Consider the following 25,931-nt stretch of genomic DNA (forward strand, 5'->3'; position numbering starts at 1 on the left):
AAGTATGCCCACCTTACAATAGTTTGATTTAATTCAATTATGTAGATTACTTATCTGTTGGGAATTCCGCAACTATCGGCGAGTGATTATTTGGTGAAACTGGTGGTTTATTCACAACTATGGGCTGTGGATGTAAAGGTGTTGGTGTGACTTCACCTTGCTTGGCGGTTTGATTCCATAAAATCATTGAGAGTAAACCATCGACCAAGCCATTACCATTACCGTTACCACTGACTAAAACTTCTGGTATCAACCGGACGTTGCGATCGCCTATAATCTGCATCAGTTGCATAGCTGTATAACCTTGTGGCCCCAAGGCTTCCACACCAGCGCGGTAGGTTTCGGCTTTGGCGTTACCTGTGGCGCGGATTCCTTCGGCTTCGGCAATGGCGCGTAATTTTATCCCTTCTGCGTCCCCAGTAGCGTGTTGAATCTGGGCTTGGGCTTTGAGTTCCGCAATTTGGACGCTTTTTTCTGATTTCACCATTTCTTGTTGGATATCAGCCAATGCTGTTTCCCGCACCAGTTGTTGGCGTTGGGTTTGGGCTACCTGCTGTACTTCGTAGGTTTTGCGTTGTTCTTCGGCAATTTTGCGGTCGGTTTGGGTTTGCATCAAGGATGCTGGCGGTTGAATATCACCGATTAAAGTGTCAATTGCTTGCACATCATAGGCGCGTAATGCGGCGCGAATATATTCAGCCGCTTCCGCTTGGCGATCGCTCCGGGCGGTGAGAAAATCAAGTACAGTGTAATCTTGGGCAGAGTTGCGGAAATAGTTACCAATGGTCGGTTCTAATACATGGTCAACTAAATTTTGCATAGAACCCACACGAGAAATTACCTTTGGTGCATCCAAAGCGCCGACATGAATAATTTGGGCGACTTCTAAATCAAAGGCAAAACCATCGCGCGATCGCACTGTCAAGGAAGCTAAATGAGCATCATAGCTGTGGCGTTCCGTACGACTTGACCAATTCAACACAATGTTAGTCGTGGGAACCAACTCAATTTTCATAATTCGAGAGTTGATGGGATGCTTACCTGGATACAACGGTTCTATCCACACACCTTTGTGTCCAGGATTCACCAAGTTACCATGCGTAAAAGTTGCGCCACTGACATCTTCTTGAGATTGACCAACGAAAGAAATCACCACGCCCACATAACCAATCGGGATTTCAGACATTGGAACTTGCTCAACCTGCACAAACCAAGGGTTCAGGTTCCAAGAACCAGACAGTAATATTTGCTCTTGCAAACCTCTCCGTCCACCAGCATTGAGGAATTTTTGACCATTCTGGAAATTATCGTGTCCAGGAATCATCGGCCCTGCAATTTCACCAGCCGGAATCGGTAAACCATCCAAAGTTGTGACAATACCGACTTTATCTGATGCAACACTATACACCCGTAACTGTTCGGACTGCATATCATTGTTTTTGGCGTTGGCTGCCATAATGACGCGAAACAGTGCGGTGTTAATACGGTAAGTACCAGCAGTCAGAAAGCCCATTTGACGACCTTTCTCGCCACCATTGGTCAGAAACTTGCGTGCATCTTGGAAATTATCACAATCGACAATTTTGCCCAAAATCCTTTCCGGTGGGTTGGATGCGCCATCTGCGGCTACAATCAGAGCGATTTCACCTTGGGGTACTACCACCACCGATTCTTTACGAACCGAATATTGCCAAGGCCAGTAACCCCAATGCCAACCCGGTGCAAGGGTATCAGCTTGCAAACCAGCCTCACCGTTGATGGCTATCAATCGTCCTGCTGGCAATCCGCGTCCCGAAAGGTCAAATTTTTTCACGACAATGCCAACTTCCCGTTCGCCAATGACTACCAACCCACCAAAAAACAATGGCACAAATATTACAACGCCACCAAGCACCACTATGGGAATCAATGGTGCTATCTGCATTGCTTGATAGGAAGGCTGATTAGTAACGGTTTGTGTTTGACTGAGGCTGACTGAGGCTGAAGCGATTTCTGCCGAATTTTGGGTTTTTAGGGGAGTAGCATTAACTGAATGTATACCGCCTGTGATAGCTAAAGCCGTTAATGCGGACAATCCCAAACGAACTAATTTATTTTGTTGACTCTTACCAAAGCAAGATGGAAAAGTTTTCATATAATGCGCCCTGCTGGGCAACTAATCATCTAAGTTAACACTTCACTTGCTCAGGTCTGATTTTCTTAAACTTGGTGTAATTTTTTATCAGATGTGCGACTTCTTCTTGAAACCCCTCTCCTCGAAGCGGAGAGAGGCTTTGAATATTACTCCCCTTTTTGAATGCCTGATCGACTTCCATTTAGGTTTATTGACCAAATACACCTATGCCGTAGTAACAAGTATTAGCATTACAATTAGCCATATCAACTTGGATTTGATATCTACCGCTTCGAGAGGGATTGAGGCTAATCACGGGAATGTCATCATCTTGTAAATCTGAAGCAATCAAGTTTCCTCGGTGATCGTAAAGAGAAATGTCTAAATCTTGACAATCGCTGTCACACACTCCCACAATTCCATAGGACATACCTGCACGCAGATTTATATTGATATAGTGGGAGCGACCTTCACGAAGGGTATCGATGGTAGGTTCGTGAGTTAAAGTGTAACCATCCAAATCTGATGCGATGGCTGCTTTGACTAGCTGCTTTCTGACTTGATAAATATATGGGCGATCGTCTTCTGCACGAACTACGCTTGGAAAAAGGGAGCTAAATGCGAAGACTGCGGCTGCTGTGAGATTTTTGATTTGTTTGTTGCTGAATGCTTGTAACATGAAATTGTCTGTTGAACTCGACAATTTCATCAAACACTGGAATTATAGGTGTTTCGCTCTGAAACTGGTTTAAATCTCTTTTGATTTTCTTTTGAATATAAATAGAATATTTTCACCTTCCGTTGATGCTGAATTCGTAACAAACAGGGGATTAAAAATTTTGGAAATATTGTCGATATAATTCACAACTGGGTATCACACCATCATTTGTGATTTTGACTAATCCCATTGCTTGTAATTTGAATTTGATTTCAGAACTTAACTGTATTGGTCGATTAAGTTTAGCAACTTCCCGCATTGATGCTAATAATTCTGGTTGTTTTTCGAGGGCGGACATAAGACGATGTAAATGTTTTGAGTAAATCCCTGAATCGGTGGCTGCTGTTTGGAGAAAGTTATCTAAACTGACATCTTGACAGGCAATATGATATAAAGCAAGGCGGACTAAAAACGGGTGTCCACCTATCATCGACATAATTTTATTAACTTCTTTTTCACCCCAATTTAATTGATGTTTTTGGGCTAATTCGGTTATTTGTTGTGAATTAAATTCTGGTAAATCGACGGGGAAACCTGCATTGAAGGGAGAACGGTTGATATCTAAAGGGACATAAATTTCGGTGGAATGGGCGAGGACTAACCGAAATTTTTGCCAAATATTCTCTCGCCTAGCTTCTTCGTGGAGATATCGCAGTAAGCCAAAAAAATCGCCGTAAATATCGGGATATGCAAATAATCTATCGACTTCATCTAAACCGAGGGTTAATGGTTGACCTATTTCTGGTAATATATATTCTTCAAAATAGGTTTCGCAGCGCATATTACAACTAATATCATCTTCCCAATATTCATCTAAGCGATTTTCTAATTTTAATTTACGACTAACACTTGCACAGAACCAACGCAGGAATTTATCTAAGTTTGTAAAACATTGATTGTCTGCTTCTTTTAAACTGATATAAACAGTGCGATCGCCATTTGTTTGTGCTTGGTGCAAAATCCGAATTAGTAATGAAGTCTTCCCTCTTTGTTCCGGTGCTTTGATGCGAATTAATGCGCCATGTTTGCTAATTTCTCGGTAACAATCCTGTTCTTTGGGGGGACGCTCAAGATAAAAACTTGAATCTAATGCAACTGGCCCTTCTGGATATTTGATGGACATATCAGGGGAGAGGATTAATATTGATGTTGTGGAAGATTGGGGAACTTGAGGAGTAATTGGGTTATTTGGTCTATCGGCGATGTCTTCCCAGTTTAAATCTAAATTTTGACAAATTTGCAGGAAAGTTCCCAGAGCAACATTTTTACCATTGAGAAAACTACTTAATGTCGATGGAGCAATTTCAATTGCATGGGCAAAAGTTTCTTGATTCTTCTTGCCCATTTTCATCATAGCGGTCTTGTTGGCATCTTTAACTTTGTTGATACAGTCCTGACGCACCCTAAAACCTAACCCCCCAACGGGTTCTGGATTGATATTCATAAAAAAATAGATAATAACTATACCAACAGATTAGAGGATTTCTCGCTATAGATAAACCCCTAAAAATCGTACTTACAAAACTCAAATCAAACTCAAATCAAATTCAAATTAAATTCAAAGTTTTTACAATCCCACTTCGGCTAAACTTATATAACACAAGCTTTTGAGGTTGTTTGATGTTTATTATTTTGCAGAAAAAATAATTAGATAAGGGATTTCCAGATAAAAAAATATCCAAAATGTAGGGTGCGTCAGTGCAAGAAAACCTAGCTGTACCAAGAAATTATTCATACTGACGCACCCTACTAACCGTAAATTTGGTAATAATTTATTTTTTGGTGTTTCTTAACCAAAATCAGAGAAATTGAAAAAGTAATGGTTGACAATTACGAATACCAAGTTGGAGCCAGTCTCCCCCCGGATGCTCCTAGTTATGTGGTGAGGAAAGCTGACTCGGATTTTTATCATGCTTTGAAAGCTGGTAAATATTGTTACGTCTTTAACTCGCGCCAAATGGGTAAATCGAGCTTGAAAGTTCGGGTGATGCAAAGACTTGTCAACGAAGGGGTGGCTTGTTCTAGTATTGATGTTTCTGGACAAGGTAGCAAAGATAACGTCACTCAAGAACAATGGTATACGGGTATTGTTTCCAAAATTGTTAAAGATTTGCAAATTGCCAAACCAATCGAATTTCGTCGGACTTGGTGGCGCGATCGCCATGATATTTCCCCTGTGCAGAGGCTAGATGAATTTATTGAAGATGTACTTCTGTCATCTATCTCAGGGCAGATTATTATCTTTGTTGATGAAATTGATAGTACCCTGAGTTTAAAGTTTGCGAGCGAAGATTTTTTTGCTCTGATTAGAAGTTGTTATAACAAACGCGCTGAAAATCCAGCTTATAAGCGGTTGACTTTTGCTTTATTAGGAGTAGCAACCCCTGGTGATTTAATCCAAGATAAAACCAGAACCCCGTTTAATATTGGCGAAGCAATTGAGTTAGATGGATTTAAAATTCACGAAATAGAACCTTTAGCAAAGGGATTAGCAGGGAAAGTAGCAAATCCCCAAGCGGTGATGCAAGAGGTTTTAGCTTGGACAGGGGGACAGCCATTTTTAACTCAGAGAGTTTGTGAATTGTTGGGGAAAGCTTTAAGTATCGAGAGGCGAGATTTTAAGTCTGTTGATGAAAATCAGATTATTGAATTAGTAAAAGAAGTTATTAACAATCAAATTATTGATAATTGGGAAGCAAACGATAAACAAGAGCATTTAAAAACGATTCGAGATAGGTTACTAATTAACGAAGAAGTTTCTGTGGCTTTGCTGGGGTTATATCAGCAGATTTTACAACAAAAAGAAATGACTGCTGATAGTGGCTTTGAGCAGATGCGCTTGCGTTTGACGGGTTTGGTGGTACAGCAGCAGGGTAAATTAAGGGTTTATAACCAGATTTATGGGAGTGTTTTTGATATTAATTGGGTGGAGAATGAGTTAGGTAAATTGCGTTTTTATGCTGATAAATTACGGGTTTGGGTAGAGAGTAATTATCAAGATAATAGTTGTTTATTGTGGGGAGAAGATTTAGAAAAAGCTCGCGTTTGGGCGAATATAAGAAAGTTAAGCGATGTTGATTATCGGTTTTTGTCTACGAGTTTAGAAGCTGAGTTAAATCAGAAGGTTGTGAAGGCGGAAACTAGATTAAATCAAGCTTTTCAAGAAGAAGAAAAAGCAAGGCAGCGATTAACAGAGGTGGAGAAAAAGACAAATCAAAGAATCCGCATTGGCTTGATTGTGCTGGTTATTTCCATAATTGGGGCTGTTGGAACATTAATGAAGTTTAATGATGAACGGGTGACAGCAAACCAAAATCTTAAAATAGCAAAAGATAATTTGAACAACCTTAATAGACAATTAAATCAACAAAAACAGTCGGTCAACAGCGTCGCCTTGAGTCCTGATCGCAAAACCTTAGCTTCCGCAAGTTTAGACAATAAAATCAAATTGTGGAATGTCACCACAGGCAAAGCAATTACCACCCTCACCGGGCATCAAAGTGGGGTCAGCAGCGTCGCCTTTAGTCCTGATGGCAAAACCTTAGCTTCCGCAAGTTGGGACAAGACCATCACATTGTGGAATGTCACCACAGGCAAAGAAATTACCACCCTCACCGGGTATCAAAGTGGGGTCAGCAGCGTCGCCTTTAGTCCTGATGGCAAAACCTTAGCTTCTGCAAGTTGGGACAAGACCATCACATTGTGGAATGTCATCACAGGCAAAGAAATTACCACCATCACTGGGCATGGAGATGGAGTCAGCAGTGTCGCCTTTAGTCTTGATGGCAGAACCGCTACTGTCAAAATTACGGATAGCACCATCAAATTCTGGAGTTTAGATTTAGATGATTTACTAGCGCAGGGTTGCAACTATCTCCAAGATTACCTCGCTACCCGCGATGAGTTGCGTCGGAAGATTTGCCCGAATAAATAGCGAAATAGCATAAATTATTCGCTATGCTAATATCAATCCACAGCTTAACGAAATTAAGATGACAGAACTAAATCTTGACGAAGATAAAATTAAGCAAATATTTAAAATTGCACTAACCGAAGTTATACAAGAACAAAAAGAAGTATTTTCCGATTTATTAGCAGAAATCATTGAAGATATAGCACTAGAAAAAGCCATTAAAGAAGGCGAAAATACCGAGCTAGTGAGCCGAGAGGCAATTTTCAAGATTTTGGGAAATAAAGGATGAATGTTGAGTTTAGAAAGAGCTTTGAAAAAGATTTAAGCAAAATCCGAGATGAAACCTTGCTACAAAAAATACAAACAGTAATTGAAGAAGTCGAAAATGCCGAAAGTCTTTTAGATGTGAATAATGTTAAAAAACTGAAAGCTGACGGCGATTATTATCGGATTAGAATAGGAGATTACAGAATTGGGTTAACAATCTCTGATGGCATAATTGTTTTTGTTAGAGCATTACAAAGAAAGGATATTTACAGATATTTTCCTTAACTATAGTAATGTCTGACGACAAGTCTTATGGCTATGTGTTTATAGGGGTTTTTTGTGTGCGTTAGCGTGGCTGAACGAGGTTATCACCTGTGTGATTTTGGGGAAGTGCGATCGCTTTTGTGATGTTGGAGAGGTGCGATCGCGTGTATTAGGATTTGTGGGGAGGTGCGATCGCATTTTGGTAGTTTTGAAGAATGATATCGCCTGTGTGATGTTGGGGAAGTGCGATGTCTGACGACAAGCCTTACGGCTACGCATTTGTGGAAATTATGGGGAGGTGCGATCGCGTTTTAGCCTTTGCATACTACAAATTACCAACGCTCTAACATCAAACCATCAACATAATCGAAATCTGTATCATCTGTCACTAAAACCCAACCCTGTTCCAAACACTGTGCCGCAATCCAAACATCATTCATGGGAATGGGTCGTCCCTTCCGTTTCAATATCAATCGAGTTTGAGCATAAACTGTGGCTGTTTCTCGACTTAATGGTACAACTACACAAGCCTCAATAAATTCCAGATAACGCGGTAAATTTTGTAATGGACGAGTTGAATTTTCCGCACCAAAAAGTAACTCACCAACCACAACAGTAGGTAAAACTATTTCTGGTAAAGCTAGTACCCGCGAAACAACCACTTCATCCCCATTCAAAAAACGCACAGCCACAGAAGTATCAAGGGCAATCTCACCACTCATTTACATCCACCTGCCGACATTCTGCGATTATCACCCGTTTTAATTCTTCGGCTTCGACATCACTTAAAATACCTGCAAATTTTGCTAGGGGATGAGTTTTGCGTGTGGCTTTTACCCGATTCAAAAAATCTAGTACCGATTGAACTATATCATCAGGGGCTTGTTCTAGTTCTTGAATTAATTCTTCACGATTTGTCATCATTCAAATATTATCAGCTAGTTGATTCTAGTTTGAGTATATCTAAAGTCCCACCGCGATCGCTTTTATTAGGGTTGATGGGAGTGCGTTACCTTTCCTAGTCTACTGAAGTACAAATTTATCTGCGTCCATCTGCGTTTATCTGCGGTTAATTATTCTTCTCTGTATTTCACTAGAGTAAGAAACGCCATAATATAATTTTGATAATTTTAAACTAAAAAGCCCGTTCAATGCCCAGAAAAAAGCGACCAAGAGAACATATAATAGCAGATTTAAGTGTCAATTATGTCGAAAGATATGTCTTGCTATGCGGGTATTCTGTAGAGCGTATTGAGTATGATTATGGCTACGATCTAGTGATTTTTACTTATAATGCTGGAGGTGAGATTGAAAATGGTCAGATATATGTACAGTTAAAAGCTACAGATTCCCTCTCTATACTTGCAGACCAAAAAACCATTACTTTTACTATCACCCGCTCGGATTTAGAATTATGGTTGGTTGAACCAATGCCATGTATTTTAATTGTATATGATGCAAAAAATAGCCAAGCTTATTGGTTATATATACAAGCATATTTTGAAAGCATTGAGGGATTCGATTTAGCGAATGTTGGTGATAGTTTAACTGTGCGTTTATCTAAAGAAAACATATTAAATATACAGGCGATTAAAATATTTGCTAAATTTAAAAATAATGTTCTCAGCCAGTTACAAGGAGTGATTCGTCATCATGGTTAGAGAAATTAAATTCACAGAATTAGAAAAATTGCTTTTAGAGACGGGGTTTGTAACTATGCAGACCTTTGGCTCTCAAAAGATTTACCAGCATCCATCATCTGGTACACTAATAGTCCTGCCTGGTTACGAGCAACAAGCGGATGTCAGAACATTGCATTTAGTTACAGTGCGCCGCATACTATCGGAAAACGGCTTGATGGATAGCGATCGCTTCAACAGTTTTTTGAACAAAGTAGCAAGCTAAATGCCACATGCGATCGCTTTTTGGTAGTTTTGAGGAATGCGATCGCGTAGCTTAACGAAGTTATCCCACTTTGGTTTTGAAGAATGCGATGTCTGACGACAAGCCTTACGGCTACGCTTTTTGGTTTTTGGAGATGGCGACTTATAGTTATAGTCTAAATTACCGGACGTACAACCCGAATCAACTTACCTGCCAAAGATTCCTCAGATACCAAAGCTTCATTAATACGAATTGCCATTCGATTTCTGTCAGTATCATTCGTACAAACAATAATACCAAAATGCTCAGAATTAGCACGATGCAAGCGGACAAAATCTTGACGATTGAGGGTTATGACTGCGCGATTATCTCTAATTGCAAAAGCTAATACTTCCTCATCAGGAATACCTAAATTATCGTTACCAGCTTCCTGTACAGTTAAAACATCATGTCCCATTGTCCGCAGCAATTCGCTGACTATCCGAGGAAATTGTTCATCTGTATACAAACGTGCCATCGATTAGGCTGCCTCATTATTAGCACGAATTGCGGCAGTAATTTCTTCGGGATAAGCATCAGCATAAGCCCAAGCATTGACTAAATCTGCTGCGGTAATGTGAGGATAGTCCTGCAATAATTGAGCTTCATTAATACCAAGTTGCTGTGCTTCCACTAAAAGCCAAATAGCAATTCGAGTTCCCGCAATACAAGCTTCACCACCACACACACCAGGAGTTTTAGTAATTCCCCTTCCACTGGTGCTAAGGTTTTTGGTCAGACTTTGGATAATATCTGCTTTGTCAGCAAGCGATAAGCCCAGAAGTTGCTCTTCGATTTCTTGACGAGTCATAGCGATCGCGGATGATAAAAAGTATCTGCATTCTAGCAATTTGGGTATGAGCAATAAAGGAATCACACAACCCACCAGCGCGATCGCCTTTTGCTAGTTTTGAGAAGTGCGATTACTATAGCGGTTCTTACTTGCTTGTAATACAGTCGGAACCCCACCCCGCATTTGCTAACGCAAACGCTCCCCTCCCCGCACGCGGGGAGGGGTTGGGGGTGGGGTTGAATGTACTTCATCCAACCGAGAACCGCTATAGACTTCAGGAAGCGATCGCTCATATCCCCAAAAAAATTTGTAGAGCAAGCAGATAGCCTACTCTACAAAATTGCAGATTATGAGCAATGTTTACACCAAACCGCCAGCAGCTTGAAAACGAGCGCGGGCGCGTTTGTATGCTTGGTTAGCTTGGATTTGAGCTTGTCGATCGCCTGCTGGAACTTGAGCTAGGCGGGTTTGGGCTTCGTTGTATGCTGTGCGGGCGCTTTCTACGTCAATAGCGTCGCCACGTTCTGCGCCATTGACTAAGATTGTCACTTCATCAGATTCTACTTCTGCGAAACCACCCAAAAGTGCGATCGCTTGCCAGTTAGTATTTTTGCCGGCACGAACACGCATTACCCCTGTATCCAAGGCGGTTAACAGTGGTGCGTGTCCACTGAGAATACCTAGCTGACCAGTTGTACTGGGTAAAATTACTTCTTCAGCTTCAGCATCCCAGATTGTTTTGTCTGGGGAAATTACACGAACGGTTAATGTCATAGAAAGTATGAAGTGTAAAGTATGAAGTATGAAGTACGGAGTATGAAGTATGAAGTTAACATTTCATACTTCATCCTTCAGACTTCAGCCTTTATTTAGCCTTTGAGCTTTTCAGCTTTGGCGATCGCTTCGTTGATATCGCCTACCAAGTAGAAGGCTTGTTCTGGCAGAGCATCTAATTCACCAGACAGAATCTTCTGGAAGCCTTTGATGGTGTCTTCCAATTTTACGTATTTACCAGGAGAACCTGTGAATACTTCTGCTACGAAGAAGGGCTGAGACAAGAAACGCTCAATCTTCCGAGCGCGGGCTACAGTCAGACGGTCATCTTCAGACAATTCATCTAAACCGAGAATTGCGATGATGTCTTGTAATTCTTTGTAGCGTTGTAAGGTTGCTTGCACAGCACGAGCAGTGTTGTAGTGTTCGTCACCCACAATGTTGGGCTGCAACATTGTTGAGGTAGAACCCAGAGGATCTACCGCAGGGTAAATACCTTTAGCTGCCAAACCACGAGATAGTACTGTAGTACCATCCAAGTGAGCAAAGGTGGTTGCAGGTGCGGGGTCAGTCAAGTCGTCCGCAGGTACGTAAACCGCTTGAATGGAGGTGATAGAACCTTCGGTTGTCGAGGTAATCCGTTCTTGTAATGCACCTACGTCAGTACCCAGTGTAGGCTGATAACCTACCGCAGAGGGCATCCGACCTAGTAGCGCAGATACTTCTGAACCTGCTTGTACAAAGCGGAAGATGTTGTCAACAAACAGCAGTACGTCTTGTTTGTTTACATCACGGAAGTACTCAGCCATTGTCAAACCAGACAAACCAACCCGCATTCTCGCTCCGGGTGGTTCGTTCATCTGACCGTAAACCAGCGCGATTTTCGATTCGTTGAGGTTGTCTTTGTTGATAACCCCAGATTCAATCATTTCGTTGTAGAGGTCGTTCCCTTCACGGGTACGCTCACCTACACCAGCAAATACGGATACACCACCGTGCTGGGTAGCGATGTTGTTGATCAACTCCATCATGATCACGGTCTTACCGACCCCTGCACCGCCGAACAGACCAATCTTACCGCCACGTCGATAGGGAGTTAGCAGGTCAACGACTTTAATTCCGGTCTCGAAAACGGAAGGTTTGGTTTCCAGCTCAGTTAGTTTGGGAGCATCGCGGTGGATAGGTAAGGTTTCCTCCGCATTTACTGGCCCTCTGTTGTCAACAGGTTCGCCAAGGACGTTGAAAATCCGACCCAGGGTAGCTTTACCCACTGGTACACTGATGGGAGCGCCTGTATCGACAACTTCCAAACCGCGTACTAGACCATCGGTGGAACTCATCGCCACAGCTCGAACTTGGTTGTCGCCCAGCAGTTGCTGTACTTCGACGGTTAGGTTGATTTCCTGTCCAGCTTCGTTAGTGCCTTTGATGGTCAAAGCGTTGTAGATTTGCGGTAATTTACCGCCAGGGAATTTAACGTCTACAACAGGACCAATGATTTGGGTAATGTAGCCTATGTTTGTTTTTTCTGCGGTGACCATGCTGAGCCTAATGATTGAAGCTATATTTCAGATGAGGTCTTTGATGACAAAAGATTAAGCAATGTCATCTTTCACTCTAACACTCTGGGGTTACACATTTCTGTTATCAATTCCTTAAAAAGTATCTTGGTGGCCTGAGCGGTCATTCTCATGGGGATCAGCTTGGCTGGCAGGACTGCTAATTTCTCAGTATCTAGCTGATAGCCTGATTTTTCTCCAACCTCATTTTTCAGCCTTAAGTTTAGGTTTTACAAGGGCAAAAACCAGCTTTCATCAGGCTTGTCGGCATAAATCAAATCCACCCATTACCTGCCAATGGCGATCGCTTCAAGATTTGCGCTCTGTATTTGTATAACTCTTGATGAGTATTTCACTTATTTATTAATTTGCAGGTGGCTGCTTGAGTCCGGCGTTTACATTTAAAGCATGAAGCATCTGCTTTAAATAAAAAGCCCCTGGTTTACGCCAGGGGATATCTATCTCTATCAGCATCAACCTATTCCTACATAACGAGAATCGCATTAGTTCGACAGTATTGCATCAGTTGTTATGCAATTTTTACATAAATTCAATTCTTTTTATGCAAGATACAAATAAATAAGAAAGCGATCGCACCAAAATTTCCCGACAAAACAAGTAGTCAAGGCTGGAATTAAGTATGCAAAATGATACTTGTAAAAAAAAGGCTTAGTAGTTAACTAAGCCGAAAAATGTCCTAGTGCTTAAGCAGACATCTAAAATCAATGTAGACATCATTCACTCACACTTCATCTTCCTAGAGGTTGTATTCAGGGTACTTAGGCATCAAAAGGTTTGGTAGGGAATAGGGCTGGGAGAACAGGCAACAGTAATTTTTGTGTACTTCCCTTTAAGTAAGTCGGTGCAATAAAACCAAACTGTGTGAAGAAAAGTAAATAATGCTCAAACTCTTTCTCCCCCTGCTCCCTGCCCCCTGCCTTATCCCAACATTGATTATTTACGCCGACCTACTTAGTTGCGTCTCAAAGCAGTGCGTTGCCTGTTGCCCGTGAACCTGACACCCCTACACATAAATCAATTTTTTATTTCCAGGACTTACGAAAAATCAAGGGTTTGGAGAAGGGGGCAAGGGTGTAGGGGTGTACGTATCCAAAACCCATTAACCCAGCCTCCACAGACAATCTTTGTGCGTAAGTCCTAATTTCTAAAAGTGTCTCAGGTTGCGTAAAAAAATTCTAAATTCTGTTCCTTGTTGACAATTAATTGTCATGCTTCCTCTTAACTGCTGCACTAAACCACGCACAAGATTAATCCCTAAGGTCTTAGATTTTTGGCTATCAAAATTTTCTGGCAGACCAATTCCATTGTCTTGAATTAGCAATATTAAATCATGTTCATTTTCTTGATAAAATTTGACTTTGATTTTGCCATTACGCTCATCGGGAAAAGCATACTTTAAAGCATTAGAAATTAATTCGTTAATAATTAATCCACAAGGTACAGCTATTTCGATATCTAAAATGACATCTTCAATTTGAGTTTTGATTTCGATTTGTTGATATTTAGTATTGTAAGAGTCAAATAAATGAGTTGTTAATTTAGATATATATTGAGAAAAATCAATGTTGGCAAGGTCTTTAGAAGAATAAAGTGTTTCATGTACTAGAGCAATAGAAGCAATGCGGTTATGACTATCACGTAAAATTTCATTAGCCTGAGCATCTTGAGTGCGTCGAGACTGCATTTGAATTAAACTACTAACAATGGCTAAATTATTTTTGACGCGATGGTGAATTTCTTTGAGCAGTACTTCCTTTTCTCGCAAAGATGCTTCGATATGCTCTTTGGCTTGTTCGCGTTCTGTGATGTCTTCTACTATATAAGAAAATCGAGGATAGCCATTAGCACTAATAGCAATTGGGCAAACGCTAGCAGAAAGCCACCTTTGACCTTTGGTGGTTTCATGAGGGTATTCAAACCGCAGTGGAGCCTGAATTTGTTGAGCCTGATAGTAATGATTTACCCATTGCTGGATAATTATTTGGGGTACACCCAAATCACTAGCAAATTTATTTTGCATAGCTTCGGGAGTTGTACCAAAAAATTGCGCAGCGGCTAGGTTATCAGAAATGTGAAGAATATCGTTATTATGTAGTTCAACAATGCCCATCAGCATAGCACTACTGTTAAAGAAACTACGGAGGATAGATTCACTCTGTTGTAAGTTAGCGTTGATTTTACGTAACTGGGCTGTGCGTTCAGCCACTCGAATTTCTAATTCTTCCTTGGCTTGTTTTAGTTCTGCTTCTGCTTGTTTGCGTTCGGTAATTTCTTCGCAAACTGTACTAATGCCAATAATTGCATCGCCATTTTTTAATGGCAAAAAACTTTCTAGCCAAGTTCTTTTTACGCCAGGTTGAGCCGGAGTTGTGCCACTAATTTCGACATTGAGAAGCGGTTTACCTGTTTCTAAAATTGGGCGGAGTAATTGGTCAGATGTATCAGCTAAATCTGGTAATAATTCACGTACTGTGCGCCCAATATGTTCTTCTACAGAAAAACCATTGATTTCTGCTAGACGCTGATTGATTCTTACAAAGCGGAGGTCAGTATCTAAAACATTTAAACCTATGGGGGCTGATTGGTAAATGTTTTCGATTTCTGCTAATTGGCGTTGCAGTTGAATTTGATTTTCTCGTAGGGTTGCTTCGGAAAGTTTACGTTCTGTAATATCTGTACAAGTACCAATCCATTCGCTAATTTCGCCATCAGCATCCAAAATCGGCACGCCGCGAGCGAAAAAATAGCGGTAATTGCCATCTTTCATCCGCAGACGATATTCAGTTTCGTAAAATGTGCGATTTTGATAAGATTCTTGCCAAGCAGCAAAAGTGCGATCGCGGTCTTCCGGGTGAACGCAATTCAGCCAACCCCATCCTAGTTTTTCTGTGGGAGTTTGCCCGGTGAGTTCTTCCCATTTTTCGGAAGCAATAATAGTCATACCATCAGCATCAGTCAGCCAGACAATTTGGGCTGAAGCATTGACTAAAGAACGATATCTTTGTTCGCTTTGCCTTAAAGCAATTTCAATTTGCTTACGTTCTGACAGTTCAGTCTGTAACTGTTGAAAGAGAGTTGATTGCTGAATTGCAATGCTGACTTGGCTAGCTAATTGTTGTAACAAAATAATTTCTGAGGATTGCCATTCGCGTGGTTCTAGGCAGTGGTGGGCAATTAATAATCCCCACAATTCATCTTTGTTGAGAATCGGAACAACGAGATTGGCTCTGACTTGGAAATTTTCTAAGAGGTCGAGATGACACTGATTAATTTTTGGACTATAAATATCAGTTTTTGCTGTCACTAAACCTGCTTGAAAAAGTGCTGTATAATTTCCGCTCAAGCAAGGATCTTTGATATTGGTGGATAAGATAGCTGTAAAGTTAGGGCTAACAGATTCAACTACGACTGTGCCACTCATATCCGGAGAAAATTGAAACACAATCGCCCGATCGCATTTTAAAAACTGTCGCACTTCATCAACAGTAGTTTGCAAGATTTCTGGTAAATTCAGTGATTGCCGAATTTTTTGCGTCATTTCCATGACTAAACGTTGCTGCTCAAATTGCTGTTGTAGTAAATTTTGTACTTGCTTGCGATCGTCAATCGCCATAATAGTTCCTATGACTCGCCAAAGCTTACCTGCTGCATCACAAAAGGCCTGGCCTCTGCTCTCAATCCAGTGAATACTACCATCAGGCCAAATAATTCGATATTCTGACTGATAGGGAGTTTGATTATGTAATGTTTGTTGTAGTGCCTGAGTGACTTGGTGGCGGTCTTCTGGATGTAAACAAGCCGCAAAGGTGTCAAATTTTCCATCAAAACTACCAATAGCAATGCCAAATAATCTTTCGTGTTCTGGCGACCATTTAATGTCACCTGTGACTACATCCCAGTCCCAAATAGCCATATGGGCGGCGGATAAAGCCATTTGTAACTGCCAGGAATTTTCTTGAGTGAGTTGTTGATTAAGTTTTTTAATTTTCTGTTTACTCTGCTGAAAATTGCTAGTGAGCAGATTAATGATTAAAGCAATAATGATAAAAGTAATTAACTCAAATAAATCTTTTGGGTGCGACAGCCAAGGTTGATTTTTTGGAGGCAGAATAAAATAATCAATTACTAACGCTGACAGAAATATTGTGACTAATCCTACGCGAAAACCACCATACCAAGCACTTAACAAGACAGCTATATAAAAAATACTGCCAAGACTTCTGGAAAAAAGTGGTTCTAGCCATAGTTTGATTAGCAATGCGATCGCACTGAAGCTAATTCCCACAGCGTAAGACAATAATGACGAAAAAAAACTCACTATTTTTTCCTCCTGCCCCCATTTAACATGTCGCCTTGTTAGACAATTAATGGTAAATTAGTACCTTAATTATGAGTGAGCATTGTTATCCCATCGTAGATAAACAATTTGAAATCACGAAAAATCGATGTTTGTTGAGCAGGATCAGTAATAGTGTTTTGTGGGGAGCATCGATAAACCCCGATTGATGACCAACTTGTAGCAAAACTTTATCAAACAGAATCCATACTTCAGTCGCCAGAATTCAGCTTGGGAATTATGGGCAAAGCCACGGATGAATCAACGGGTTTAATAAATTGTTACATCTGTATAGTCATCAAGTTGCTAGGTAATGTAACATTCTTGATGTAAAAATTCGGAACCAAAATTAAGGCGATCGCATTGATTGTAAGTCAGTGCGATCGCTTTCTAGTTAAATGGGGTGTTAAGGCAGTCCCGATGAAACAAGTTTCATAGCCAACAATGAAAGAGGGGCAGGCATTTTTACTCAGCACGCTGCTCAACTCCCGCTACCGCTAACAGCACTCAGCACTTTACCAATAGTTACTATGCTTGAAAATTATGACTTGATTAACTAAGCTAAGTGAGTGTTTTTGTCCTGAGACAGAGAATTTCGCTTCCTTGTAAAGTTCTGCACTCAAAAAAGCTTCATAGATTTTAGCTAACGTCTCGATTTTTACTCAGCAATTCAATATAAAATCAAAAATTCACTATCCCACACTAAAATGGCAGACCTAACTCCTAATTCCAGTTTTAGTTTGACTCTACGCTTGCAGATTCCCAATAAGGTGGGGATGTTAGCATCGGTAACGCAAGCGATCGCTCATGCTGGTGGTAATCTGGGTCAGATAGATTTAATTGAACAAACCCGTCAAGAATCTACCCGCGATTTGACTGTTGATGCTGCTAGCACAGAACACGCTGAGACGATTGTGCAAGCAGTCAAAGAATTACCAAACATCAAAGTGCTAGATGTATACGATCGCACGTTTAATTTACATCGTGGCGGTAAAATCAGCATTGCTAGCCGCATCGCCTTAAAAAGTGTTTCTGACTTAGCAATGGCTTACACGCCTGGTGTCGGTCGAATTTGTAAAGCGATCGCCCAAAACCCAGAAGAAGTTTACAATCTTACTATTAAACAAAACACTGTTGCTATTGTTACCGATGGCAGTGCGGTTTTAGGCTTGGGTAATCTTGGCCCGGCGGCGGCTTTACCAGTGATGGAAGGTAAAGCTATGCTATTTAAAGAATTTGCTGGGATTGATGCTTTCCCTATTTGCTTGGCTACGCAAAATACGGATGAAATTGTGCAAGCTGTTAAAAATATTGCCCCGGTGTTTGGCGGTGTGAATTTAGAAGATATCGCTGCGCCCCGTTGTTTTGAAATTGAACAAAGATTAAGGCAGGAGTTAGATATTCCCGTCTTCCACGATGACCAACACGGTACAGCCATTGTTACTTTAGCAGCTTTATACAACTCCCTGAAATTAGTTAACAAAACAATGGCGAGCATTCGCATTGTGATTAACGGTGCAGGAGCGGCGGGAGTGGCAATTGCACGACTACTGCGAAAAGCCGGCGCAGAAACCATATTAATGTGCGATTCCAAAGGCATTCTCTCCATTAGCCGCACCGACTTAACCGAAGAAAAACGGGAATTTGCCGTCAAAGCCCAAGGTACTTTAGCTGGGGCAATGCAAGGCGCAGATGTCTTTATTGGTGTGAGCGCGCCAGGTGTATTAACTGTAGAGATGGTGCAAGCAATGGCTAAAGATCCAATTGTGTTTGCTATGGCCAATCCCATACCCGAAATTCAGCCAGAATTAGTGAGTAAAACTGTGGCGGTAATGGCTACCGGGCGGAGTGATTACCCCAATCAAATTAATAATGTGCTGGCGTTTCCGGGAGTGTTCCGGGGTGCTTTAGACTGTCGCTCCCACACAATTACTACCACGATGTATTTAGAAGCGGCAAGTGCGATCGCTTCTTTAGTTAACCCAGCCGATTTGAATCCAGAACATATTATTCCTTCTGTGTTTGATGCCCGTGTCGCCCCAGCAGTAGCGGCGGCTGTACAAAGGGCGGCGCGCGAGGAGGGAATTGCCAAGAGTTGACTATAATTCTTTTGGGATGGGCTTTTTGCCCGTCCTAGAGAACCAGCAACAGGGGTAGTAGATGAACTGCAGATGTAGCAAAGTGCTGAGTGCTGAGTATCAATCCAGTATCTTTAATTTAATTATGTACTACCCCTTTAAAAGCGAATTTATTGCCCAACTGCCGTTAATTTTGGCAGGGCCGATGTTACAACATACTCAATCAGATGCAGTGACAGTCTGGGTAGCATTAAAGCAGTCTTGTCAGGTAATACTAAAGGTTTATGACACGACTAATCAAGGCGCAACTTTAGGTAATTGCTTATTAGTAGGGCAAAGTTCGACAATTGCGCTGGGTAAGCATTTGCATATTTTGGCTGTGACGGCGCATTCTGAAGATGGGAATTTTTTGGTGAGCAACTGTATCTATGCTTATGACTTAGAATTCATTACGGATGCAGAACAGCAAACCCTATCACAAGCGTTAGTTTCAACCAGTTTCCCCACTGCCAACATCAGTTATTTTGCACATCAAAAACCAACCTTTGCCTTATCTCCTAGCCGTCTACAAGATTTAAAAATTGTCCACTCTTCTTGTCGTAAACCATCTGGTCATGGGATGGATGCGCTACCGATTCTGGACTGTTTAATTGAAGTAGCAGCAAATCAACCCCAAAACCGCCCCCATCAATTGTTTTTGACTGGCGACCAAATTTATGGTGATGATGTGGGAGATCCTTATTTGTGGGTAGCCACGAATTTAGGTGATGCTTTGTTGGGTTGGGAAGAACAATTACCTGTGAGTCCCATTCATCGCACTCCTAAACAGCTACGTCCAGGAGAACGGGCGGAAGTTGCCACCCAACAAGCTGGTTTTACTGCAGGATTGCACAATAAAGTTGATAAAGTCAGTAGTCATCTTCTGAGTTTGGGTGAATATTACGCTGCTTATTTATTAACTTGGTCGCCTGTGTGCTGGCCGCGTCAATTTCCTGAGGGAAAAGAAGTATCAACAGAGCGCGAAACTATCAAAAAGTGGAATCAAGAAGTCCGCCACTTACAACAATTTATTTACACCTTGGGGAAGGTTCGCCGTGCCTTGGCGAATATTCCTATGTACACTATTTTCGATGACCACGATGTCAGTGATGATTGGAACCTCAATCAAGCATGGTGTTTACGCGTCTTAGGCAAACCCTTAGGACGAAGAGCGGTGCAGAATGCTATGTTAGCTTACGCTGTGTTTCAAGCTTGGGGCAATACCCCAGAAGAATTTGCAGCAGGAAAATCTGGCGCAAAACTCTTAATAGCCGCCCAAGCTTGGTCTGCTTCTCACGGTACAGATATTGATGCGGCAGAAGCGATCGCGTGTTATCTTGGTTTACCAGCTATCGATACCCGTACAGGTTTGCCAAACTTTGTGCAAGACTATTCAGTATTGGTGCTAGCGCGACATCCGGAATCACTTAATTGGCACTACACAGTCCGCAGCCCCATTCATGAAGTTATTGTTTTAGATACCCGCACTTGGCGAGGCTACCCAGCCGACCAAAAACCCATCGCACCGCCGAGATTGTTGTCTCCCCACGCTTTAAAACAGCAATTACTTGAGCCTTTACAACAAACGGCTAACAGCGATATTCAAGCTACATTTGTGATTGCACCTACCAATGTGTTTGGATTAAAAGTGATTGATTGGGTACATCAGTGGAACTTAAAAAACGATGCTGTTTTTGCCACCGATGTGGGTGATGCTTGGAATATTCATACGGAAGCTTTAGCCCAGTTTATCAGCACATTGTTTGACCAACGTCAACAGGTAATTGTCTTGTCGGGAGATATTCACTACAGTTCGGTAGTCAAGTTATCTCATCAACGCACTCATTCACAATGGCAATCTGTATTAGTGCAGTTAACCTGTAGTGCTTTAAAAAACGAAGAATTGCTGACGCGGTTAATTCATACAAAATTGAAACACTGGCTATTACCAGAAAAAGTGCGGTATTGGCTGGGCTGGATAAATCCGGCTGATATGGTAGAAGTCTCAGCCAAACAATGGCAACGCGATCGCACTCATCATCCTAAAATATCTCAGCAGCAGTTAATGGCCGCCGATTGGCATTGTGCTTTAGAAGTCATCCCACGCTCCAAAACCCAAAATGCTAACTTCAGCCCTGATATTTTAGCTTTAATTGCCCCGTGGAATCGACCCGAAAAAAACAAATGGCGATCGCTACAGCCATTCATGTTTTGGAAAGCCCGTTGGTTTCAAGACGGTAAAGAAGTCGTAGGAGTGAATAATATCGCCTTAGTGCAGTTTGAAGTCAGCAATGAAAACCAACCTGGCCAAATCATCCAAGACTTATATTGGTTTTGGGCTTGGTATCAAACAGAATTAGTTTACTCTCGCTTTAAAACTCAGTTAATACCTAATCGTGGCTTGTTCGATTAGGAATTTCCTCAATTACTGATGTAGCTATGAAATAACAATCAATAAATATAGTTACTGATTACTTAGTAATTGAAGATTAAGGCCATGACTACATACACCAATGCTCAATTTCGTTCTATCCTTTTTGGTCTAGGATATTTATCTCCAGAACTCGCTGTCTTCGACCAAGACTTCCCACTCACCAGCGATAACTCTCCTTTGACAGGCAATAAAACCATACAAGCAATCAAAAACTTTCAAGCAGATTACGGACTCACAGCTGATGGTATAGTTGGAGCAAAAACAATGGCGCAAGCAGAAAAAGTTATCAGTATTCTGCAATATGAACTAAATGTAGTTGTTCAAGCAGACATTCCCAAAGATCATCCTTTTTACGGGCCAAAAACTGTTGCAGCCGTTAAGAAATTCGCCGCCCAATATTTTTCTGAAGAATCGCAGTTTATCAATGGTGTAGCTAGTTTAGAAATCCGCAAAACTCTTGATAAAGTAGCAAAACAATTAATTTAATATACATAGGCTGATACAAATAAAGCTAAATAGTCATAGTGTCGTGGCAAGCCTGAAATATTGCCTTAAAATTTTCTTGTAGTGCGGGCTAGAAGTCCACACCACAAAAACTATATTTTTGCATTACTTTAGCCTTGCCACGCCAGTCAGGTGTGTTACGGCTTGAACCAAACGCACCGCTACATTAGTACTCCCCACTATTTCCGGCGCGGAATTTAATCTGAATTTACAAATTCCAAATACCCATTACTAAGTTCCTTCACCGCCAAATCATAAAATTGCTTACCATGTTCTGGTGTAGCTAAGGCAGGATTTGAACCCATACGCCCATCTGGGTAACGCTTGCGAAAATCAGTAGCACTGTAAATGTTGTGTCCACTAGCAACTTCTGGCGAAAGAGGTGCTTGCTTAATTGCTTCGGGATACACATATTGTGTTACAGCTACTTCACTAGGCGTTGCATGAGATCCTTCTTTATCGCCATACAATTCCTTGGCTAACTGAAACACTGACTTGCACATAAACCAGTTCGCTACCTGACATTGCACTTGATGGGCGTGAGGAATTTGTAAATCTTCGAGATAAGCGTAAGTTTCTGAAAAAGCGGCTTTGAGAGTAGCAATATTCCCGCCGTGGCCGTTGATGAAGTAGAACTTAGTAAACCCAGCTTTCACCAAACTAGACACATAGTCGCGCACCACTTGAATCATCGTGCTAGGACGCAGACTAATCGAGCCAGGAAAAGCCGTATGATGTAACGCCATCCCTACATTGATTGTAGGGCCAACGATCGCCCCAGTCGCTTCACCCACACCACGAGCGATCGCTTCTGCACAAATCGCATCAGTCCCAATTAATCCCGTCGGCCCGTGCTGTTCTGTGGAACCAATGGGAAAAATGATCCCCTGAGACTGCTGTAAGTAAGCTTCAACTTCCTGCCAGGTACTCAAATGCAATAACATTTTTCTCTACATCCTCATGACAACTGCTCTATAGCATAACGAAGTGCTGAGTATGAACCAGCAGCCTCAAAGCTTGAAGCAATTAACCATCTGCTAGTTTATGAGGATTTACGCCAACTCGAATTTTGTTTAGTCAAGCGATGAGACTATTGATTTTTAAGAAAAACTTCTTGGTGATTGGTTCGTAACGAGCTTTGCAAGGTGCGCTGCTTTATATTAGGCGATCGCTACGAATTACTCTGCAAGTAAACTAAGTAATACCTGCGTTGGGATCAATCAAAGATATAAGAGAATCAATCCTTGATGATTTACTAATTAACTAAAGTAATAATGCTTCTTCACGTCGCTGATAATTTCCCATGTACAGGACATCCCAGCCGGAAAAGTCACCAAATCTCCTTTACCCATTTGCACTGGTTGTCCGCCATCCGGCGTAACAATCACATCACCTGCCAAAAAGTAGCAAGTCTCTTCAGTATCATAAGTCCAGGGGAAATTGGAGACTTCTTTTTCCCAAATCGCCCATTTGAACACACCCAAATTCTTGAGATATTCTTGACTGGGTTGATGCTCAATTTTGATTGCCATGTTGTAAGTATTCATGGTTTGCGTTTAACAGTAGGATTGAATATCTTCTCCACACTCATCTACTAAATAACACAAAGCACGAAAACGCAAGCCCACAAATTGATCGTAAAGGGGATTTAGCTTGCACATAGGAGGAATGTGAGCTATTGTGCGACCAAACAAAACAATATCACGTTCAAAAGGACACTGGGCAGGGATCAATTTTGCAATAAAGTGTGCTAACTTACGATTTTGAATTTCTAGTTCGTCTAGCCATTGGCGTAATGGTTGTAGAACATCATATTTAGATTTAGCGAATGCCTTTTTCTTTTCAACCAACGCAGTTTGTCTTAAGTTTTCAGGTTGAATGAAAGCAGGAAAAATAATAGATAGATTAGTTGTTTTAAGCATAGCCGTTACCAAAAATTGTCTCAGGTTTAATCAACTAACGGGTTGCAGATTTAAGTCTGAACTCGTAATTATTCCAGCAGTTTGTGTCGCACTTGCAGAGATATGTTCTCCAAGTGCAAAATGCTTATTTGTTTTACAAAATGCAGGAAATGTTGACTTAATTGATATTTAACCCCACCGTATGGTGTAGAACTGTCCCGTTAACTACAAAATAACAAAGAAAAGATAAAAGTGGGATTTTTTTAACTTAGTAATTGCTAATACGGGGGATAGCAATTTCATATCTTGACTTTAGATCATAGTGCGGAAACAACACAGTACCTGGAGGTGGACTTTTGCCGCCCAAAGCACAGTTAAATTCTGACTTAAGCTAGACTTCCTAGGAATTATTTCACAGGGCTAAATGATTGTAGGACAAGGAGTATAAAATAAATTGTTATGTAAGATACATAAGAAGCCCTAGAGATTATTTAATTAATCATCCAAAATTGTTTGATAAGCAAAAGCTAATTGTGTTATGTAAGTAACCAAGCAAAACATCAAAAAAGTAATTAAATCTATGGAGGTAGGGAATACCAAGGTAGTAGGTGAGAATTACTTCCATAAATTCTCAAATAAAAATACCCAAAATCTTCACACTATCTTCATACAAAGGTAGAGAAATCAGCTAATATACTGGTTGCTTGATATTTAACTGCTTGCAAAGCAACTTGACTAACTTTCTGACGATCACTTTACCACGCGATCGCTCTTGTCAAAACCTCTTTCTCAGCGCACCTTTGCGCATACCTCAGCGATACTCCGCGTTAAAAAATAAAAAAAGTGGGCACATACCCACCCTTTTCATTTAACCTTTCACACAAACAACCTGCTTGAGCGTAGCGACAACTTCCACCAAATCAGCCTGATTCGCCATCACTTGCTCAATTGGCTTATATGCACCAGGAATTTCATCTAACACATCATTATCTTTGCGGCATTCTACACCTTTGGTTTGCTCAATTAAATCATCAAGAGTATAGACATTTTTTGCCTTATTTCTAGATAATAATCTGCCTGCACCGTGACTACAAGAACAAAAACTATGGGCATTACCTTTACCTTTAACAATGAAAGATTTCGCCCCCATTGAACCCGGAATAATCCCATAATCTTCAGTTTGCGCGCGGACTGCACCTTTACGAGTTACATACACATCTTCGCCAAAATGTACTTCTTTTTCGGCGTAATTATGATGGCAATTTACTTGCAATAAAGGTTTCGTTACCTTCCCACCTGCTAGATGTTTTTCAATGATGTGCTTAAAACGCGCCATCATCACATCACGGTTGACACGCGCATAGTCTTGCGCCCACTGCAAATCATTCCAGTAAGCTTGAAATTCTGGTGTATTAGCAACAAAGTAAGCTAAATCAGGATCAGGTAAATTATTACCTGCCATTTTTGCTAATTCTTTGGCAGTATTAATATGACATTGAGCTAATTTATTACCAATGTTACGTGAACCAGAATGTAACATTAGCCAAACTTGATTCTCTGTATCGAGGCACACTTCCAAAAAATGGTTCCCACCGCCGAGAGAACCCATCTGTTTCATAGATTTATTTTCTAAGTCTTGCACACCTGGATGTAAGCCTTGAAAATCATGCCAACGTTGCCAATTAGTCACAGATTTTTCAATGTCTTTATTTTCATTGAAACCTGTAGGAATTGCTGCTTCAATATCTAGGCGAATTTTTTTGAGTTTACCTTCTAATTTATCGCCTGTGAATGGCATTTTAATTGCACTCATCCCGCAACCAATATCCACACCCACAGCCGCAGGAATGATAGCATCTTTAGTAGCAATTACAGAGCCAACTAAAGCACCTTTACCTAAATGTACATCTGGCATTAAGGCTACGTGTTTAAATACAAATGGTAGCGATGCCACATTTTTAGCCATCTTGGTTTCATCGCTAGCTAATGGATGATTCGCCCAAGATAAAACGGGTGTTGGTGTGTTAATTTCTAAGTTCTCGTAAGGCATAATTTTTTGTCTTAGTGTTGAGAAATTGTCTAGCTGTAGTCACTGTTTTTTTGTCTGGCAAAATCATCACTTTGATGAGTTGATACATAAATTAAATTTTGCATTGGGTTTTAATGAGTTGCCTGCATAAAATTGCTTATATAGCCAAGTGCTGTTAGCGGTAGCGGGAGTTGAGCAGCGTGCTGAGTTAATATCCAGTCTGTGAGAAGTTTTGAGTAATCAAGACTGCCCTAACCTATACTTC

At 41.1% G+C, this 25,931-nt stretch carries 24 protein-coding genes; 9 read left to right on the forward strand and 15 right to left on the reverse strand.

What is annotated here, in order from left to right; all coding sequences use genetic code 11:
- Positions 1–46 precede the first annotated feature (46 nt).
- The 3 genes from H6G69_RS01220 to H6G69_RS01230 form a co-directional block, all read right to left on the reverse strand.
- Complete coding sequence (locus tag H6G69_RS01220) at positions 47–2,134, reverse strand: flotillin family protein (RefSeq protein WP_190680738.1); 2,088 nt, start codon at positions 2,132–2,134, stop codon at positions 47–49.
- 187 nt (positions 2,135–2,321) lie between these two features.
- A complete protein-coding gene (locus H6G69_RS01225; protein WP_242071942.1) occupies positions 2,322–2,792 on the reverse strand; it encodes a hypothetical protein in 471 nt (156 codons plus the stop codon).
- A gap of 151 nt (positions 2,793–2,943) precedes the next feature.
- Positions 2,944–4,275, reverse strand: coding sequence for an AAA-like domain-containing protein (locus H6G69_RS01230; RefSeq protein WP_190680742.1), 1,332 nt, complete (start codon positions 4,273–4,275; stop codon positions 2,944–2,946).
- Between the two features lie 375 nt (positions 4,276–4,650).
- Between H6G69_RS01230 and H6G69_RS01235 the strand changes: the two genes are divergently transcribed.
- The 4 genes from H6G69_RS01235 to H6G69_RS01250 all read left to right on the forward strand — a co-directional run bounded on the left by H6G69_RS01235 (position 4,651) and on the right by H6G69_RS01250 (position 7,531).
- Complete coding sequence (locus H6G69_RS01235; RefSeq protein ID WP_190680744.1) at positions 4,651–6,765, forward strand: AAA-like domain-containing protein; 2,115 nt, start codon at positions 4,651–4,653, stop codon at positions 6,763–6,765.
- Between the two features lie 58 nt (positions 6,766–6,823).
- Positions 6,824–7,033, forward strand: a complete 210-nt coding sequence (locus tag H6G69_RS01240) for a hypothetical protein (protein WP_190680746.1) — start codon at positions 6,824–6,826, stop codon at positions 7,031–7,033.
- A complete protein-coding gene (locus tag H6G69_RS01245) occupies positions 7,030–7,296 on the forward strand; it encodes a type II toxin-antitoxin system RelE/ParE family toxin (protein ID WP_190680748.1) in 267 nt (88 codons plus the stop codon). The genes H6G69_RS01240 and H6G69_RS01245 overlap by 4 nt, the downstream gene beginning before the upstream one ends.
- Before the next feature lie 91 nt (positions 7,297–7,387).
- Positions 7,388–7,531, forward strand: a complete 144-nt coding sequence (locus H6G69_RS01250; protein ID WP_190680750.1) for a hypothetical protein — start codon at positions 7,388–7,390, stop codon at positions 7,529–7,531.
- A gap of 76 nt (positions 7,532–7,607) precedes the next feature.
- Here H6G69_RS01250 and H6G69_RS01255 read toward each other — a convergent pair whose 3' ends face one another.
- Positions 7,608–7,997: a type II toxin-antitoxin system VapC family toxin gene (locus H6G69_RS01255; RefSeq protein ID WP_190680752.1), complete on the reverse strand. Its 390-nt coding sequence runs from the start codon at positions 7,995–7,997 to the stop codon at positions 7,608–7,610.
- Positions 7,987–8,199, reverse strand: a complete 213-nt coding sequence (locus tag H6G69_RS01260; protein ID WP_242049142.1) for a DUF2281 domain-containing protein — start codon at positions 8,197–8,199, stop codon at positions 7,987–7,989. The genes H6G69_RS01255 and H6G69_RS01260 overlap by 11 nt, the downstream gene beginning before the upstream one ends.
- 227 nt (positions 8,200–8,426) lie before the next feature.
- Between H6G69_RS01260 and H6G69_RS01265 the strand changes: the two genes are divergently transcribed.
- Together H6G69_RS01265 and H6G69_RS01270 are read left to right on the forward strand one after the other, a co-directional pair.
- A complete protein-coding gene (locus H6G69_RS01265) occupies positions 8,427–8,936 on the forward strand; it encodes a DUF4365 domain-containing protein (protein WP_190680753.1) in 510 nt (169 codons plus the stop codon).
- Positions 8,929–9,180 carry a type II toxin-antitoxin system HicA family toxin gene (locus H6G69_RS01270; RefSeq protein WP_190680755.1) on the forward strand — a complete coding sequence of 84 codons (252 nt, stop codon included), beginning with the start codon at positions 8,929–8,931 and terminating at the stop codon, positions 9,178–9,180. Before H6G69_RS01265 ends, H6G69_RS01270 begins: the two co-directional genes overlap by 8 nt.
- A gap of 154 nt (positions 9,181–9,334) precedes the next feature.
- Here H6G69_RS01270 and H6G69_RS01275 read toward each other — a convergent pair whose 3' ends face one another.
- From H6G69_RS01275 to H6G69_RS01295, 6 genes are all read right to left on the reverse strand, one after another.
- Positions 9,335–9,676 carry a DUF5615 family PIN-like protein gene (locus H6G69_RS01275; RefSeq protein ID WP_190680757.1) on the reverse strand — a complete coding sequence of 114 codons (342 nt, stop codon included), beginning with the start codon at positions 9,674–9,676 and terminating at the stop codon, positions 9,335–9,337.
- 3 nt (positions 9,677–9,679) lie between these two features.
- Complete coding sequence (locus H6G69_RS01280) at positions 9,680–10,009, reverse strand: DUF433 domain-containing protein (RefSeq protein WP_190681178.1); 330 nt, start codon at positions 10,007–10,009, stop codon at positions 9,680–9,682.
- Between the two features lie 168 nt (positions 10,010–10,177).
- Complete coding sequence (locus H6G69_RS34305; RefSeq protein WP_277883330.1) at positions 10,178–10,309, reverse strand: hypothetical protein; 132 nt, start codon at positions 10,307–10,309, stop codon at positions 10,178–10,180.
- A gap of 42 nt (positions 10,310–10,351) precedes the next feature.
- Entirely contained in the window at positions 10,352–10,765 is a 414-nt protein-coding gene (gene atpC / locus H6G69_RS01285; protein WP_190680759.1) for an ATP synthase F1 subunit epsilon, read from the reverse strand.
- A gap of 95 nt (positions 10,766–10,860) precedes the next feature.
- Positions 10,861–12,306 carry a F0F1 ATP synthase subunit beta gene (gene atpD, locus H6G69_RS01290; RefSeq protein ID WP_190680760.1) on the reverse strand — a complete coding sequence of 482 codons (1,446 nt, stop codon included), beginning with the start codon at positions 12,304–12,306 and terminating at the stop codon, positions 10,861–10,863.
- Between the two features lie 1,183 nt (positions 12,307–13,489).
- Complete coding sequence (locus H6G69_RS01295; RefSeq protein ID WP_190680762.1) at positions 13,490–16,663, reverse strand: PAS domain-containing protein; 3,174 nt, start codon at positions 16,661–16,663, stop codon at positions 13,490–13,492.
- A gap of 725 nt (positions 16,664–17,388) precedes the next feature.
- On the opposite strand from H6G69_RS01295, the gene H6G69_RS01300 reads away from it, so the two are divergent.
- The 3 genes from H6G69_RS01300 (at position 17,389) to H6G69_RS01310 (ending at position 21,718) form a co-directional block, all read left to right on the forward strand.
- Positions 17,389–18,780 (forward strand): malic enzyme-like NAD(P)-binding protein, encoded by a 1,392-nt coding sequence (locus H6G69_RS01300; RefSeq protein WP_190680764.1) that lies wholly within the window; start codon positions 17,389–17,391, stop codon positions 18,778–18,780.
- 124 nt (positions 18,781–18,904) lie between these two features.
- Complete coding sequence (locus tag H6G69_RS01305) at positions 18,905–21,211, forward strand: PhoD-like phosphatase (RefSeq protein WP_190680766.1); 2,307 nt, start codon at positions 18,905–18,907, stop codon at positions 21,209–21,211.
- Between the two features lie 84 nt (positions 21,212–21,295).
- On the forward strand, positions 21,296–21,718 hold the full coding sequence (locus tag H6G69_RS01310) for a peptidoglycan-binding protein (RefSeq protein ID WP_190680768.1): 423 nt from the start codon (positions 21,296–21,298) through the stop codon (positions 21,716–21,718).
- Between the two features lie 215 nt (positions 21,719–21,933).
- Here H6G69_RS01310 and H6G69_RS01315 read toward each other — a convergent pair whose 3' ends face one another.
- From H6G69_RS01315 to H6G69_RS01330, 4 genes are all read right to left on the reverse strand, one after another.
- Entirely contained in the window at positions 21,934–22,680 is a 747-nt protein-coding gene (locus H6G69_RS01315) for a creatininase family protein (protein ID WP_190680769.1), read from the reverse strand.
- A gap of 315 nt (positions 22,681–22,995) precedes the next feature.
- Entirely contained in the window at positions 22,996–23,268 is a 273-nt protein-coding gene (locus tag H6G69_RS01320; RefSeq protein ID WP_190681180.1) for a cupin domain-containing protein, read from the reverse strand.
- A 24-nt stretch (positions 23,269–23,292) separates the two neighbouring features.
- Positions 23,293–23,658 (reverse strand): Mo-dependent nitrogenase C-terminal domain-containing protein, encoded by a 366-nt coding sequence (locus tag H6G69_RS01325; protein WP_190680771.1) that lies wholly within the window; start codon positions 23,656–23,658, stop codon positions 23,293–23,295.
- 847 nt (positions 23,659–24,505) lie between these two features.
- On the reverse strand, positions 24,506–25,687 hold the full coding sequence (locus H6G69_RS01330; protein ID WP_190680773.1) for an RtcB family protein: 1,182 nt from the start codon (positions 25,685–25,687) through the stop codon (positions 24,506–24,508).
- Positions 25,688–25,931 lie beyond the last annotated feature (244 nt).

It is taken from the genome of Nostoc sp. FACHB-110 (assembly GCF_014697425.1).
In the GTDB taxonomy this organism is placed as follows: domain Bacteria; phylum Cyanobacteriota; class Cyanobacteriia; order Cyanobacteriales; family Nostocaceae; genus Nostoc_B.